The sequence below is a fragment of the Schwartzia sp. (in: firmicutes) genome (assembly GCF_978017985.1).
In genome coordinates, this window is sequence record NZ_CDXDFU010000027.1 from 26,059 (window position 1) to 41,422 (window position 15,364).

Here is a 15,364-nt window from a genome sequence, read left to right on the forward strand (position 1 = left end):
ACTCCATCTGTTTATACCCCGTGTCTGTGTTTCACTGTACACAACCCACTGAACAGAACTGGCCGCCGTCCCTTTTTCCTGTCTTGAGACGGCAGTTGGTACCCACTCCTAAGGAACTGAACACACCTTAATGAGCACAGACACAAAAACCCCGCCTTTCGGCGGGGTCTTTTTTTATCCTTAAATCATTCCGATGCGTTAAGCACTGCTTCTCTCATTTCTTTTCCGGCCACAGTATTATAAAGTCCTGCAAGAACTACAGGCATTCTCTTTGTGCTTGTTGTCATCTGCTGTACGGAAACAACATTTCCTTTTGTATCAAGCACAGTTTCCGTAAGCATTACTTCGTAGTCATGATATCCGCGCGACTCTCTCTGCCGTTCCGTTTCATACTGCTGAACGAGAGCATATCTGCAGCCGTTGGCCCGGGCAGCAGCCGCTATTCCCGCAAATGTATCAGGAACCTCACTTCCTACGACGAGGCCGTCAATCTGATGTGAAAGCAGCTCCGCGGCCGCACGTGCAAGATAAGGCGCATCTCCGGCAACAGGCTCGTCAAAACCCGCGCTCACTGCCAGAAACACACGAGGTGAATCTCCCGGAGCAAGGGTAAAATCCGCCGGAATCGTATCGTAATACTCACGCATTATTCCGTCAACATAGCCGACCATCGCATGAGCCTCTCTTTCCGACCCTTTAGGTGCCGTAAGCTTGCGCTTTTCTCCAAACTGTGTGTATCCTGACCTCAGTGACTGCAGCACTGCTTTTACCGGGTCTCCGGACATAGTCACACGCCGTACATTCAGCTTTTCGAATTTCTTTGCAAAGGCATCATTTCCTACCGCGGGAGCACCAAAGGTAACAACATCTATCTGTTCCGCAGGGACTCCCATATCTACAAGACGTGCCGCAAGCAGTACAGATACAGCTCCGCCCAGACTGTGGCCTGTTATACATATACGGCTTTCAGGATGCGCAAGAAGCTCATCGCGAAGAAGCTCTCCCATTGTCCAGCCGTTTATCTTATTTGTGAAAAAAGCTGTTTGGGTATATGTGTTAAATCCGCTGTGCACAAGCGGTTCCTTTGCCGTCATTGTGGTTCTCGCAGCTTCAGCGGCAAACTCTTCAGGCGTTTTCCCGCCAAAGGGAATCTTTGTCAGTGAAAGATCGTTTTCGATATCCTTCCATGTTGACGTCCCCATAATGGAAAGCATATACTGTGCCTTTCCGCCGGGCTGATCCTGTCTGACAAGGTAAAACTGAGTATCTGCTTTTACGTTTTTTTCGTGAAAGGGTTCCATATTCCAGCCCGCTGCCGCAAGCTCGCTGCGGGCAATCTGCCCCAGCCTGTCGTTATAGCTTGCAAGAGACAGCCACGCACACATATAATCCTGTTCGATGGTAGATACCGCTTCTGCCCGCTGCATGATTCCCGTCAGGAAAATACATACAGCCAGCAGCACTGCTCTGACTAAGCGAAGTTTTTTCTCCATTGAACCTTACCCTCCCTTATCCGACATGTCTGCCGCAAATACTTAAGGAAAACCACTCAATACTTCTGGCGCTCGCGGAGATCTCTCTCCATATCGCGCTTTGCCGCCTTCTCGGCAAGGTCTCTGCGCTTATCGTAGGTGTGCTTTCCGCTTACAAGAGCAAGCTCTACCTTTGCCCTGCCCTTCTTGAAATACACCTTAAGAGGAACAAGTGTGAAGCCCTTTTCTCTTGTCTTCCCGAAAAGCTTGAGGATCTCCGCCTTATGCATCAAAAGGCGCTTCGGACGAAGCGGGTCGCGGTTAAAAACATTGCCGTGCTCATATGGGCTTATGTGAAAATTCTCGAGAAATATTTCCCCGTTCTTTATGGAGCCGTAGCTGTCCTTAAGATTGGCCTGTCCTGCCCGAAGAGATTTAACCTCCGTACCGAAAAGCTCAATCCCGGCTTCGTATGCTTCATGTATGAAATAATCATGGCGTGCTTTTCGGTTTTCGCAAACCATATGCTCAGCCAAATTTTTCTTTCCCATGCTGCTCCCTCCGTTACTCTTTGTCCTTTCGGCGTCCGCCCCGCGGTTTCTTCTCTGCCGCAGGCTTCGGGTCAGGCCATACGGCCTTGCTCGGAAGTCCGTCCAGGATAGGATTTACCTTACGCGAGGAATCACGTTTTGTCTTTTCCTTCGTCCCTGACGTTTTTTTCTCTGAGCTTTTTTTCGCAGCCTTTTTAGACTCTGATTTCACGTCAGACTTTTTTGCAGCCTTTTTCGACTTTTCCTTCTTCGATACTTCTTTTTTTGCAGCCTTTTTCTTTGAAGAAGCTTTTTTCTTGTCAGCAGGCTTCTCTGCCTTTACGGATTTTGCGCTGCTGCCTTTTTTCGCCTTTTCCTGTCCGTCGGACACGTAGACGCCGTTATCCTTAAGAATAAAGTCGATATTTCTTTCCTCTACGCTGGCGCGTACCAGAACTACCTCAACCTCGTCGCCGAGCTGATAGGATTTTCTTGTGCGTTCGCCAATCAGGGCATACTGCTCCTCAACGTACTCGTAGTAGTCATTTACCATGCGTGATACATGGACAAGACCTTCTACACCGTTTTCAAGCTCTACGAAAATACCGAATGCAGTAACGCCGCTGATTACACCCGTGAAGGTATCACCGACGAACTGAGTCATGTATTCTATTTCCTTCATCTCAGTAGTTTCACGCTCAGCTTCTACCGCCACGCGCTCTCTGAGAGATGTATGCGTCGCAATTTCAGGCAGAATTCCGCGCACGTAATCCTGCTTTTTCGCAGACATTGAGCCTGTTGCAAAGGTCTCACGCAGGAGTCTGTGGACAATAAGGTCCGGATAGCGGCGGATTGGTGACGTGAAATGCGTATAATACTGCGCCGCAAGTCCGAAATGTCCGAGATTTGCATCAGCGTAGCGTGCCTGCTGCATTGAACGCAGTGATACCGCGCTTACGATACGCTCTTCCGGACGTCCTTCCACACGCTCCAGCACCTTCTCCACATCACGGGGACGGATTGCTCCCTCCTCGTCCTGCTGTACATGAAGTCCAAACATAGCCAAAAGATTGTTGAGACGTTCTATTTTTTCGCCGTTCGGCTGCTCATGAACACGGTACAGGAAAGGAAGCTCCTTCTTTTCCATGTGCTCCGCTACAGTCTCGTTTGCGAGAAGCATACATTCCTCAACAATAGACTCCGAAAGCGAGCCCTCTCTCTTAATGAGCTCAATCGGGTGGCCTTCCGCGTCCAGCTTTACTTTAATCTCAGGAAGATCAAAGTCTATAGAGCCTCTTGCATGGCGCACCTTTTTGCGTGCATTGCGCAGCTCACGGAGAGTTTCAAGCATCGGGAGAAGGTCCTTATTCTTCTCCGTCGCCTCAGGATCATTGTCTACGAGAACTTTATTCACGATATTGTACGTCAGACGGCGGTATACACGTATGACCGCCGGGATAATTTCATAGCTTTCAACCTTACCGCTCGGGGAAATCTGCATTTCGCACGCCATTGAAAGACGGTCCTCGCCCTGGTTAAGGCTGCAGATTCCGTTGGAAAGCTCAAAGGGAAGCATAGGAATAACGCGGTCAACGAGATAAACACTCGTTCCGCGGGCATATGCCTCTTTGTCAAGGGGTTCTCCCTCGCGTACATACCAGCTCACATCGGCAATATAGACACCAAGGAACCAGCCACCGTCTTTACGGCGCTCCGCATAGACCGCATCATCAAAATCCTTGGAGTCATCACCGTCAATAGTGACCGTTGTAAAGTCACGGCGGTCACGGCGGCCTTCATATTCCTGCGGCATAACCGTCTGCTGAATATGATCTGCCTGATTCTGTACATCAGCAGGAAATTCCTGCGAAAGGTCATATTGGCGCATTACAGAAAGCACATCTACGCCCGGATCGCCCGTTTTTCCGAGTACTTCCGTAACCTGTCCTTCAGCACTGTGTCGTCCTTCAGGCCATTTTGTGATTTCCACAACGACCTTCATTCCGTTCTTTGCTCCGCCAAAAGCTTTTTTCGGCACAAAAATATCCTGTCCGAGCTTCTGGTCATCAGGCGTTACAAACGCAAAGGAGCGCGTTGCCGCAAAAGTACCTACAATTTTCGTGTTGGCACGTTCAACAATGCGGATAATTTCACCCTCGCGGGAACGTCCCGGTATAGGCGACGGCGTTACACGAGCGACTACGTGGTCGCCGTGCATGGCACTTCCCAGCATTGCTCCCGGAACAAAAACGTCTGTCTCGGTTTCAGTAAGGCGTACATCGGGAATGATAAATCCGTAGCCCTTGCCCGACATGCTGAGTTTTCCGACCACGAGGTTCATGTGCTCAGGCAGTCCATAAAGTCCGCTTCGGTTTTTAATGACTGCGGCACGTTTTTCCAGCGCAGAAAGCGCCTCCCAAAAAGCGTCCAGCTCCGCGCCGGAAATAGCCATTCCGTCCGCAAGTTCCTCCGCCGGCATATGGCGGTGGACCTTTTCTCTCATGTAAGTTAAAATCTTTTCTTCAATTTCTTTTTGCATATTTCACTCCATTACGGCTATTGTAGCCGTTCCTTCTGCTGTTATCGTCCCATCGGGCAGAGCGATTTCTGCCTTCATTTTGACGAAATTTCCTTTTTTCGAATCAATCCAGCCCGCAATGGTGAGTTCCTCTCCAATAGGGGTAGGACGGCGGTAGCGTACGTCAATTCGTGCCGTGACGGAACGCTGTCCGCTTATTTCATAAAGATAGCCGCCCATTGCTTCATCAAGCATTGTAGACACGATGCCACCATGAACAGTTCCTCCGTAGCTCTGATATTCACGTGTCAGTACCTTTTTCGTCACAAAACGGTCATTCTCTACACGAAAATCAAGGTGAAGCCCGTAGGGATTATTCGGTCCGCAGCCAAAGCAAAATCCATCGCCCTCTGCCTGGTTGCGGTTAAGTTCTTTTTCTTCCATGGTTATACTGCTCCTGTCTTCAAAAATGCAATCGTATTCTCAAAAACGGTATCCCGTTCACAGTCAAGCATCACACGGTGGCCCGAGGATTTTAGCCACAGGAGCTTTTTATCCGATGAGCCCACGTGCTCCATGATAAACCTTGCGCTCTCGGCATCCACAGTATGATCACGCTCACTCTGTACCACCAGAAGACGTGTTTTGACCTTTGAAAGCTGCTCCTTCGTCTCCGCAATCATTTTCAAAAGCTCGTGAATAGAGAGAAAAGGAATAACACGGTAACAGAAACCATATTCCGGCGGCACATTCTGCATTTTCTTTCTTATGCGCGGAAGAAATTTCCCTCTGCAGCCTTCACGGGGCGGAAGCAGATGAAGCTGCCGTGCCTCACGGATAAAAACCGGTGCTGCCAATGCTACCACCTGCCAGACAGGCTCCACAGTCGAAAGCCAAAGAGCGAGAAGCGCCCCCATGGAAATTCCAACAACTGCCGTCCGTTCACAAATGGCGGATAAAATATTCCATCCGTCGACGACTGCATCCCGCCAGTCATCTACAGTCATATGCTCCATATCCTCAGGAGTCGTTCCGTGTCCCGGAAGACGCACTGCAAGAACGGTAAATCCTGCCTTGTTCAATGCCTCTCCGAAAAGCCTCATTTCAGACGGTGACCCTGTCAGCCCATGTATCAAAAGTACGCCGTCAGTTCCTCCGGGCAAAAAAAACGCTCCGGCACCCTGTTGTATCACCAGCAACCCCTCTTCCGAAAGTGCGTAAAGAAAGTCCCTTCAAAGAACAAAAACGTCCCCGGCTTTACGTCGGGAACGCTTTAATCGTCTTCTTACATTGTCATCTTTGCAATGACGAGCGTAATGGCTGCGAAAAGAATCGCAAACACCACGGTAATGCGCGCCAAAAGTGCATCTATTCCTCTTGCCTTCCCGCTGAAAACGGTATCTCCGCCGCCATCGAGCCCGCCCATGCCGGCCGACTTCGGCTCCTGTCCCAGGACTGCCGCAATGAGGACGATCGCAACAAGCGCGTCGAGAACCATTAAAACCGTAAGCAATGTGTTGCCTCCTCCATTTAAAACCTATCACTTCATCTTACCACATCTTACGGAAGTTAGCAACTCATTGTTCCCCGTCTGCCTGCGGAGCTTCCATTTCGTGACCGACAGCACTCTCGATAAGAGCATATACCTCCTGCAGGTGCGCATAAGCTGAATCAATGATTTCAGTCATAAGCTTTGCGTCAAACTTCTCTGCCGAACACGGAACAACGGCATCAAGCACAAGGTCTCCGTCCTCGTTTACGTAGTATTTGAAGGATTTGAACTGACGGTTCATCTGGTTGATATAGTCAGCAATCTTTGCGCTGTTCTCTTCCGTTACAGAACGAAGCGCTGCCCAGACACGAACTATGGAATAGGCCGTGTTATCAAGAATAACAATCATCGGCACCTGATATCCGTCCTTAACCTCAAGACTGGAACGGAAAAGTACCGTATCAAAATCATCCTGCGTTTCCTGTATGCTGAAAATATCGTCTCCCAGTGTCGAAACATACTCGTTAAAAAGCTCGGCTTTCTTATTCAATGAAATCGCTCCTTATTTTAGTCAATTGTATAAACACGCATCGTACTGGTCTTACCTGCAACATTCTTGATTCCCGAGGTTATGACCGCAAGGTCTCCCGTTTTTACAAGGCTGTAGCCCTTGGCTATATCCGCAGCCGTTTCAAGAATTTCCGTTGTGCTCTTCCAGCGCTTTTTGGTCAGCATCGGAACAACACCCCAGCGAAGATTCAGATGACGCGCCACAACAGAATCGTAAGTCATGGCCGCGATAACTGCCTTCGGGCGGTATTTTGAAACCATCTGTGTCGTGTAACCGCTCTCGGTCGGCGTAATAATAGCCTTTGCGTTTATTTCATATGCTACCTGCACTGTTGCATGGGCAATGGCCTCGGTTGTCGCGCGGCGCATTATGCCTCTTCCCTCGAACAGGCTCTTGTATTTCAGGGCTTTTTCTATGCGGAGCGCTACACGGTTCATTGTCTGCACCGCTTCCACCGGATAATCGCCGCTTGCAGTCTCGCCGCTGAGCATGATTGCATCAGTACCGTCGAGAATTGCGTTAGCCACATCGGCAACCTCCGCACGTGTCGGACGCGGATTTGAAGTCATTGACTCAAGCATCTGTGTTGCGACAATGACAGGCTTTCCTGCCTTGTTGCACTTCTCGATAATTTCTTTCTGAATGAGAGGAACATCCTCCGCGGGGACCTCAACGCCCAAATCACCGCGGGCTACCATAATGCCGTCCGATGCCTCAAGAATCTCGTCGAAATTTTTCACGCCCGCAAGATTTTCAATCTTCGGGATAATTTCCATATGCCCGCCGTGTTTTTTGATGAGTGCCCTTATGGCATGCACATCTTCTACACGCTGAATGAAGGATGCCGCAACGAAATCCATATCATTTTCAATACCGAAGATGATATCCTTCTCGTCCTGCTTGGAAATTGGCGGCAGTCCGAGAGTGACACCGGGTGCTGCGACACGTTTTTTCGTGCTCATCGGTCCGCTGTTCAAAATTTTCGTGATAATGTCCTTGCCCTCGATTTTTTCAACCTTAAGTCCGACCAGTCCATCGGAAAGCAGCAGCGTATCACCGGGCTTGACCTCTTTCCAGAGGTTTTTATGATTGACCGACACATGTGTCTCATCACCCGGTGTATCTTTATACGTAAGCACGAAACGATTGCCCTTAACAAGCTGCACCTTGCCGTCCTTGAATTCTCCAAGGCGCATCTCAGGGCCCTTTGTATCAAGAATAAACGAAATGACCTTGCCTGCTTTTTTTGCCGCTGCACGAACCTTTTTTATGCGTGCCTTCTGTTCCTCATGTGTTCCATGTGAAAAATTGAACCGCGCGCAGTTCATTCCGTTTGCCATCAGTGCCTCAAGAACTCCCTTGCGTTCCGTTGCCGGGCCGACCGTGCAAACAATCTTCGTTTTTTTCAGCATTCCTTTAACCACCCTTTCTTCATCTATTTATGAAATAATATACATTGCATAACTTCTATTTGTATTGTACATCAACCACACTGCAAAGAAAATGAAAAATCTATCGTTTTTGAAAATTCGCAGTTCCTTTCATACTGTCAGCCGTCCTTGACAAGAGCTAGAAAAAATCGGTATGATAGATATGCTGTTTAAGCATTGTATAAAAAATACACTGATATAGTGTCTGTATAGAAAGGACAACACCTATGGAACTTTTCAACTCAATCATTTCTGATATAAGTAATGTTCTATGGACTTATATCATCATAGTCGTTCTCATTGCCAGCGGCATATGGTTCACCCTGCGCACACATTTCGTACAGCTCCGTATGCTGCCTGAAATGCTTCGCCTTTTGGTTCCGGGAGGAAACAAAAAACACTCCGCAGGTGCGGTAAGCTCTTTCCAGGCATTCTGTGTCAGTACCGCCTCCCGAGTCGGTGTCGGCAATATCGCCGGTGTCGCTATCGCAATCGTAACAGGCGGTCCGGGCGCAATCTTCTGGATGTGGGTAATCGCCTTTATCGGAAGCGCTACAGGCTTTATCGAAAGCACTCTTGCACAGATTTACAAGCTGCCACGAGGAAAGCACAATTTCCACGGCGGACCTGCATATTACATTCAGAACCGTCTCAATCAGCCTGCAGTCGCAAAGCTCTTTGCTGTACTTCTTGCCGTGACCTTCGGTCTGATATACGTTTCCGTACAGGCAAACACCATAGCCCTTGCGGTAAAATCCGCTTTCCAGGTTCCTCCGGTTATGACTGCGGTGGTACTTGCGCTGCTTACTGCCTTTTCCATAACGGGAGGCATGCTCCGTATAGCAAAGATTACGGCGTATTTTGTTCCTATAATGGCAGGCATTTATCTTTTGACGGCTCTTGCCGTTATCATCATGAATATCGACAAGGTTCCCGCCATGTTTGCGCTCATCTTCCATGATGCGTTCACTCCGCAGGCTGCTGTGGGCGGTGGTCTCGGAACTACGATTCTCACAGGCGTACGCCGTGGTCTTTTCTCCAACGAAGCAGGTGAGGGCTCCGTACCGAACGCTGCGGCTACCGCGCACGTCTCCCACCCTGTCAAGCAGGGCCTCGTTCAGGCATTCGGTGTCTATGTTGATACATGGATTGTCTGCACGGCTACGGCATTCATTGTTCTTCTCTCAGAGCAGTACACCATCGGCGGCGAACTTACAGGTATCGAGCTCACGCAGAAATCCCTTGAAAGCATTTTCGGTTCTCTCGCCCCCGGCGCAGTCGCGATTATGATTCTGCTTTTTGCTTTCAGCTCGGTAATCGGCAACTATTACTACGGCGAAATCAATATTGCGTTCTTTGAGCTTAAAACGAAGCTCCCGCTGACGTTCTACCGTGTGCTGGTCGTAATCATGGCAGCCTTCGGATGTGTAGCGCAGCTTCCTCTCGTTTGGAATCTCTCCGATATTTTCATGGGCTTCCTCGCTTTAACAAATCTCTATGCCATTGCCCGTCTCGCGAAATACGCGTATGTGGCTCTTGAAGATTACATAGAAAAGAAACGCTCAGGCACCGTCGAACCTGATTTCACTCCTGAAGTCATGGGCGATACCACAGGAATCCACGCCTGGGGAATGGAAAAAAGTAAATAATTTACAAAACACGAAGCTCCCATACGCCGGATTTTACTCCGACATATGGGAGCTTTTTCATAGAAGCAAATTGTTCACTTGATGAAGATAACCTGCTTTCTTGCATTGAAGAAATCTCTGTAAGCCATATAGCAGGCAATAAAAGATGCAATTGATGTAGTAGACATGAGCATAAAGGAAACCATCAGCTGATATTTAATCGCTTCCATTGGATGCGCTCCTGCCAGAATAAGACCTGTCATCATGCCGGGCAGTGATACGATACCCAGCGCCTTCGCTGCATCCAGTGTCGGAAGCATTCCTGTCTTTATGGCATCACGGATGATTTCAATGGAGGACGGCAGAATATCAGCTCCCAGAGAGAGCTTTGTTTCTACCTCTGCACGTTTATTCTTGAAATCCTGAGCCAATTGACGATAGCATAAACCCAAAGCAATCATGGCATTGCTTACAATCATGCCGCTGATGGGCACCACCTGATACGGCTCATATTTAATAATTTTTGACATCACCAGAACGAAAATGGTTGCGCTGGCACCCGCAGTTATGGCAATAAAGGAAATGGGCAGCCCGTTTTTCACGGCTACTCCGCGCTTTGCAGCATTATAGGCGGCATTGAAAAACATAACCAAAAGCAGAAGTGTTGTAAAAACAGGACTTTCGCAGCCGAAAATATATTCCAGCACATAGCCCACGGCCACAAGCTGAATAACTGCCCGTACCGCGCTGATTATAATATCCTTTTCCAATCTGAGTTTCTGCCAATAGGAAAAAAACAGCGCCACCAGAACAAGGGAAGACGTGAACACCAACGACATGACATCTACACTGGCTGTATTGTTCATTTTGCCACCTCCTCAAAGGACTTGACCCTGCCTTCTTCAATAGTAAGTATCTTATTGGCATATTTTCTGCTTTGCTCCGGGCTGTGAGTAATCCAAAGAATTGTTGTTCCCGAAGCATTAACCGATGCAATTATATCCTCCACAAGAAGGGTATTGTCTACATCCAAAGCAGAGGTGACTTCATCAAGGAGGAGGATTTTCGGCATAAAGAGCATACTCCTTATGAGAGACAGCCGCTGCTTTTCACCGCCCGAAAGATTTTCCACGTCACGGTTCAAGTAATCATCAGACATTCGGAATTGGTCGAACAACGATTTTATCCTTTCCATATCCGGTTTCTTTTTACGAATTACGTAAGGAAATTTGATATTATCCATTACCGTGCTTCCGAAAAGATGAGGAATCTGAAAGCAATACCCTATTTCCTTCCGCAGCTCAACAGGAGAATAATCCATGAAATTTTTACCGTCATAAAATATTTCCCCTTTTGTAGGGCTTATCAAATCACTGCATAGTTTAAGAAAGGTACTTTTTCCGCTCCCCGACGGGCCGACAACTGAAATAAAATCTCCTGCCTCTGCACTGACGGATATATCACTGAGAATATTCTTATCCGCCACAGAAAATGCAACGTACTTAAATTCCAGCAAGGACATTATGCTCCCCCCTGTCACAGTTCCTGTTAAACAAATTATCAGCTCTGTTTTAAAAATCCTGCATTATCAAAATCATCTCCCGTAAACACGGGTATATCCTTTCGGAAAATTCGTCCGGAATAACCCTCGTGGGGCATAGGAATAAGGCGTGCGGTGCTCTGTCTGAACGCATTGCGGTAGAGCGGGTCGCACAAAACAGCCTCTGACGAATTAATTGCATCTACCAAAGCCTCCTCGTCGATTCCCTCTTCCACATCAGGGTAAATCACACGGATTTCGGCATTCTGCCCCAGAACATCAGCCGCTGCCTGTGCCATGGAGAACGCATATACTTCCTCGCCCACAACCAAAAGGTCATTTTTCTTTATGCCGGCTTCTTCACCCGGCAAAAACAACCCCCTTTCAAACACTTTGCGGTTCTTCTTGTCATTTTCAGATTGAAGTACTGCCTCAGCGATTTTATCAGTCATTCCGCTGCCTACAGGAGTTCCTTCCACGAAAGGAATCCCTGCCTTTTCCTGCAGGAATCTCGCGGGCAGCCTGCCTGCCGAGGAAACCACCACATTTACAGAGGCACGGCACACCTCCTGCAGCCCTTCGAAGCTCTCCCCCATGGCACCGACAGCCTGTACCTTAAATCCACGCTTTTCAAAAGCTGCCTTCATGGAATCAACAATTTCCTGCCTGGAGAAATCTATAGGAGTAACGCCGAGAAGATTTATTGTCTTGGACTCTGAACGCAGAGAGAAGTCAGCAAAGCGCCGAAACCATTCCCTGAGCGCAAGTCCGACACCTCCGGTATACATGCGAAGCCCATTTGTAGGGACAGGCAGCACAGGTATACCCGTCTTTTTTTCTATAATGTGCGCGACTCCCTTAAAATCAAAAGCAATAATATGAGGAATAGACGCTCCGCAGAGAGTAATAAAGCGAGGCTTATAATCCTCTGCCGCCGCGCATACATCATCAATGAGAACATTATCATCGCCAAGGACAGCCGTAAGCTCGTCTATCCCCGACGCAAACATCAGCGCCTTCGAACCGTACCAGCGAGGTTCATCATGCGTCGTATAGGTGGAGTTGCACCCGTCAGGATCATGAAGTATCGTCATTCCGCCCAGCTCATACATAACCGAGCATACTCCCGATACATCTGCCGTATATGTAGATGTGAAAACATGCACATGCCAGTCGCGCATCAGCAGTCCTCCTTAACGCAGCAGTTCCAGCCCTTTTGCTGTATAAGCGTACGCATATCCTTCGGCTCTGCCGCTGCTTCCTCTATAAGCTCCATCAGCCGCCGTATTCCGGCATATCCATAGAGTCCCGCATTTTCAGTCATATTTACGAAATACGGAGTGTCATAGAGATATGCGCTCTTTTGCCCTATGCCTACGATTTTACCTTCGTATTTTGTGCGTGCGCGGCGCATATTCCAGCCGTGCGCCGAATAAATCTTGAGCTCAGGTTTTTCCCGCTGAAGAGCATAGAAAACCTCCTCCGGCTCGGAATTGACATCCATAACCACCGATTCCACACGGAATCCATGTCGAGTAAGATACAGAGCCAGCTCGAGAGGCCTGTCGACCGCGCTGTCATCTATGGAAACAGGAACATCTCCAAGCGCAGCTTTCAGCCTGTCAACAGCCGCCTCGGTCTTTTCCCTTTCCTCTCGCACCGTTTCACTGCTCAGTGGCAAAAGCCCCAATGCCTCCGCTGCCGCGCTCATATCCGCATCAATTGTATCGTAATCATAGGATTCTCTCATAACAAGCCAGCGCTGCTTGAGACGTATTTCCAAATCCTTTCCCGCCCATGCTGCCGCATTATGAAAGGTAAAATTTATTCCTGAGTGCTCCATGACCTTGAAGTCATCATACTTGCGCATTGTGGTGAGATCGCATATACGTATCCCATTCTCCCGCAGGAAATTCGTCAAATCGCAGTGCTCTTCCATGGGGAAGCAGTTCCCCACAAAGGACACCTGCTTTTCATCAAGCTCCGCAGGCTTCAGCACGCGCAGAATCTGCCGTCTGAGCGACGGCATAGGTGGAGTTTTCCTTTTCATTATGGGGTTCATGTAGCAGTCTATAAAATCTATATCCGGATACTCGCTTCGCAGGATTTTATAGACACGCTGATAATTCACCGCAAGAAAATGATGAATGCAGCTTGTAAAAATCATGACCATACGCGGGCGCTTCGGCAGCGTGTCAATAATATGCTCGACACCGTGCAGAACCTGTTCCTCCAGGTCTCCGTTCAAAATATTATCCTCGCCCACCGCGATAGTTGAGAGCTTTTCCATGGCCTCCGGCCCCATCTCCGCAGTGGTCAGAACCACTCCCCGAAGGCAGCTCACAGGACACACATAAATCTGATGCCCCTCAGGCACCAGTGTCCCATAATGTACTATATTCCACGCTCCGCGGCACGGACTGGAATAAGAAAGACCGATATCCGCGCGATAGACATATTCTATATCCTTAATGTATTGAAATTCCTTCATAGCTTCACCCTTTGCAGCTCACAAATCACATTTGTCTGCTGCGCGCTTGCCTTCCATATCGGAGCTTGCGTAAAGAATCCCTCTGTCTTCACCGCTCTGGGGCGCATTTGCAAAAATGTATTCGGCAAGGCTCCTTATTTCCTTTGCAAACGCACAGTCAGGAAAAGCTTCCATAACGGGACGATTCTGACGCTCAGCCTCCGCGATGGTATTATCACGCGGAAGGTCGGCTATAATAGAGGATTCTATGTCACTGCAAAGCGTCTCAACCTTTTCACGCTCATCAGGTACGCCGCGCCGATTGAGTATCACTCCGCCAAGAGAAGCATAACCGCGCTCCCTGAAATTGCTCACAGCCATTGCAATATTCGCTGCCGCGTATATAGCCATATTTTCTCCTGAGGTAACAATATAGACCTGGTCCGCATAGCCCTCGCGGATAGGCATAGCGAACCCTCCGCACACCACGTCGCCAAGAACATCATAAATAACCACATCAGGTTTTATTATATCGAATGCTTCACGTTCCTCAAGGGCCTCAAAGGCAGCAGCTATACCGCGCCCCGCGCAGCCAAGCCCCGGTACGGGCCCGCCGGATTCAGCGCACATGATACCGCTGACACCTTCAAACACTAAATCATTCAGTTCCGCCGAAGCACGCTTCTTTCTAAGCGTCTCAAGAATCGTCGGAATCCTTTTCCCGCCGTGGAGATATAAAGTAGAATCGGCTTTAGGATCGCAGCCCACCTGCAGCACACGCAGCCCCTTCTCCGCAAACGCGCAGGAGAGCGCCGCGGCTGTGGTGGATTTACCTATACCGCCCTTTCCGTAAATCGCAATTCTAAACATCAACAGACCTCCTATCGGTCATCATATACTAACAGTATAACCTATCTTCAAAAAAACAACTAAACAATTTATACCGCCAATCGGTAAGTTTTTCCTTAAAAAAGCGCAAACTAAAACCGCCGTACAGTTAAGCCGTACGGCGGTTATGCTTCATAATATGAAAGGAGTGAATCAAAATCTGTTCGAAATGTCCTTATCTCAGCAGCATAAGAACCTGAGTGGAATTTTGGTTAGCCTGCGCAAGCATGGACTGTGCTGCCAACAGAAGAACATTATTCTTCGTGTACTCTGTCATTGCCTGTGCCATATCAGCATCGCGAACCGCAGATTCGGACGCCTGGACATTCTCAATGGCCGTTACAAGGTTCGTTGATGTGTATTCGAGTCTGCTCTGTACCGCACCGATAGCAGTCTGTTGGTCAAGCGCCTTTTGAATTGCATTATCCATTACATTGATAGCTGCTGTAGCCTGCTTCTGACTTCCGATGTTCAGCGTTGAACCGTCAGTCCCTTGCAATCCCAAAGCCACCGCACGCATATCACCCAAAGCAATTTTTATTGCCTGATTTGCCTTCGTGCCAATCTGCAGAACAACCGCAGTATCTTCTATTTCTTCGTTTTCCCCGATAATCGTTTCATTCCAAGCATCAAGTACCGCATTGACCGATTTTTTGATATTTCCATCCGTATCAGATACGCTGACCGTAAAGCCCGCGATTTGACCGCTGGTACCGCTGTTCATGGCTGTAACGGTAATGGCGCTCTCATTGTTTGCCGTGTAAACAATCTCATCAGCACGGGAAATACCAACTTTATCGCCAGACAACAGCTTCGGACCTGACA

At 48.6% G+C, this 15,364-nt stretch carries 15 protein-coding genes; 1 reads left to right on the top strand and 14 read right to left on the bottom strand.

The window, feature by feature from the left end:
* Nucleotides 1-185: 185 nt before the first annotated feature.
* The 8 genes from ACY69O_RS01230 to pyk all read right to left on the bottom strand — a co-directional run bounded on the left by ACY69O_RS01230 (nucleotide 186) and on the right by pyk (nucleotide 7,995).
* Nucleotides 186-1,493, bottom strand: coding sequence for a lipase family protein (locus tag ACY69O_RS01230; protein WP_462331650.1), 1,308 nt, complete (start codon nucleotides 1,491-1,493; stop codon nucleotides 186-188).
* 56 nt (nucleotides 1,494-1,549) lie between these two features.
* Nucleotides 1,550-2,023: an SsrA-binding protein SmpB gene (smpB, locus tag ACY69O_RS01235; protein ID WP_462331651.1), complete on the bottom strand. Its 474-nt coding sequence runs from the start codon at nucleotides 2,021-2,023 to the stop codon at nucleotides 1,550-1,552.
* 13 nt (nucleotides 2,024-2,036) lie between these two features.
* On the bottom strand, nucleotides 2,037-4,541 hold the full coding sequence (gene rnr, locus ACY69O_RS01240) for a ribonuclease R (protein ID WP_462331652.1): 2,505 nt from the start codon (nucleotides 4,539-4,541) through the stop codon (nucleotides 2,037-2,039).
* A gap of 3 nt (nucleotides 4,542-4,544) precedes the next feature.
* Nucleotides 4,545-4,964: a PaaI family thioesterase gene (locus ACY69O_RS01245; protein ID WP_462331653.1), complete on the bottom strand. Its 420-nt coding sequence runs from the start codon at nucleotides 4,962-4,964 to the stop codon at nucleotides 4,545-4,547.
* A 2-nt stretch (nucleotides 4,965-4,966) separates the two neighbouring features.
* Entirely contained in the window at nucleotides 4,967-5,713 is a 747-nt protein-coding gene (locus ACY69O_RS01250) for an alpha/beta hydrolase (protein ID WP_462331654.1), read from the bottom strand.
* 92 nt (nucleotides 5,714-5,805) lie between these two features.
* A complete protein-coding gene (gene secG / locus ACY69O_RS01255; protein ID WP_462331666.1) occupies nucleotides 5,806-6,018 on the bottom strand; it encodes a preprotein translocase subunit SecG in 213 nt (70 codons plus the stop codon).
* 79 nt (nucleotides 6,019-6,097) lie between these two features.
* Complete coding sequence (locus ACY69O_RS01260) at nucleotides 6,098-6,562, bottom strand: YbjN domain-containing protein (protein WP_462331655.1); 465 nt, start codon at nucleotides 6,560-6,562, stop codon at nucleotides 6,098-6,100.
* Between the two features lie 17 nt (nucleotides 6,563-6,579).
* Nucleotides 6,580-7,995: a pyruvate kinase gene (pyk, locus tag ACY69O_RS01265; RefSeq protein ID WP_462331656.1), complete on the bottom strand. Its 1,416-nt coding sequence runs from the start codon at nucleotides 7,993-7,995 to the stop codon at nucleotides 6,580-6,582.
* 245 nt (nucleotides 7,996-8,240) lie between these two features.
* Between pyk and ACY69O_RS01270 the strand changes: the two genes are divergently transcribed.
* Nucleotides 8,241-9,662 carry an alanine/glycine:cation symporter family protein gene (locus ACY69O_RS01270; protein WP_462331657.1) on the top strand — a complete coding sequence of 474 codons (1,422 nt, stop codon included), beginning with the start codon at nucleotides 8,241-8,243 and terminating at the stop codon, nucleotides 9,660-9,662.
* Nucleotides 9,663-9,736: 74 nt separating this feature from the next.
* On the opposite strand, the gene ACY69O_RS01275 is transcribed toward ACY69O_RS01270, so the two are convergent.
* The 6 genes from ACY69O_RS01275 to ACY69O_RS01300 form a co-directional block, all read right to left on the bottom strand.
* Nucleotides 9,737-10,507 carry an ABC transporter permease gene (locus tag ACY69O_RS01275; RefSeq protein ID WP_462331658.1) on the bottom strand — a complete coding sequence of 257 codons (771 nt, stop codon included), beginning with the start codon at nucleotides 10,505-10,507 and terminating at the stop codon, nucleotides 9,737-9,739.
* Complete coding sequence (locus tag ACY69O_RS01280; RefSeq protein WP_462331659.1) at nucleotides 10,504-11,163, bottom strand: ABC transporter ATP-binding protein; 660 nt, start codon at nucleotides 11,161-11,163, stop codon at nucleotides 10,504-10,506. Before ACY69O_RS01280 ends, ACY69O_RS01275 begins: the two co-directional genes overlap by 4 nt.
* 38 nt (nucleotides 11,164-11,201) lie before the next feature.
* Complete coding sequence (locus tag ACY69O_RS01285) at nucleotides 11,202-12,362, bottom strand: nitrogenase component 1 (protein WP_462331660.1); 1,161 nt, start codon at nucleotides 12,360-12,362, stop codon at nucleotides 11,202-11,204.
* The gene (locus ACY69O_RS01290) at nucleotides 12,362-13,672 is read right to left on the bottom strand and encodes a nitrogenase component 1 (RefSeq protein ID WP_462331661.1); all 1,311 of its coding nucleotides are present in this window, start codon (nucleotides 13,670-13,672) and stop codon (nucleotides 12,362-12,364) included. Before ACY69O_RS01290 ends, ACY69O_RS01285 begins: the two co-directional genes overlap by 1 nt.
* 18 nt (nucleotides 13,673-13,690) lie before the next feature.
* Nucleotides 13,691-14,521, bottom strand: coding sequence for a nitrogenase iron protein NifH (locus tag ACY69O_RS01295; RefSeq protein WP_462331662.1), 831 nt, complete (start codon nucleotides 14,519-14,521; stop codon nucleotides 13,691-13,693).
* 193 nt (nucleotides 14,522-14,714) lie between these two features.
* The coding region (locus ACY69O_RS01300) for a flagellin (protein WP_462331663.1) at nucleotides 14,715-15,364 on the bottom strand (650 nt) is incomplete at its 5' end.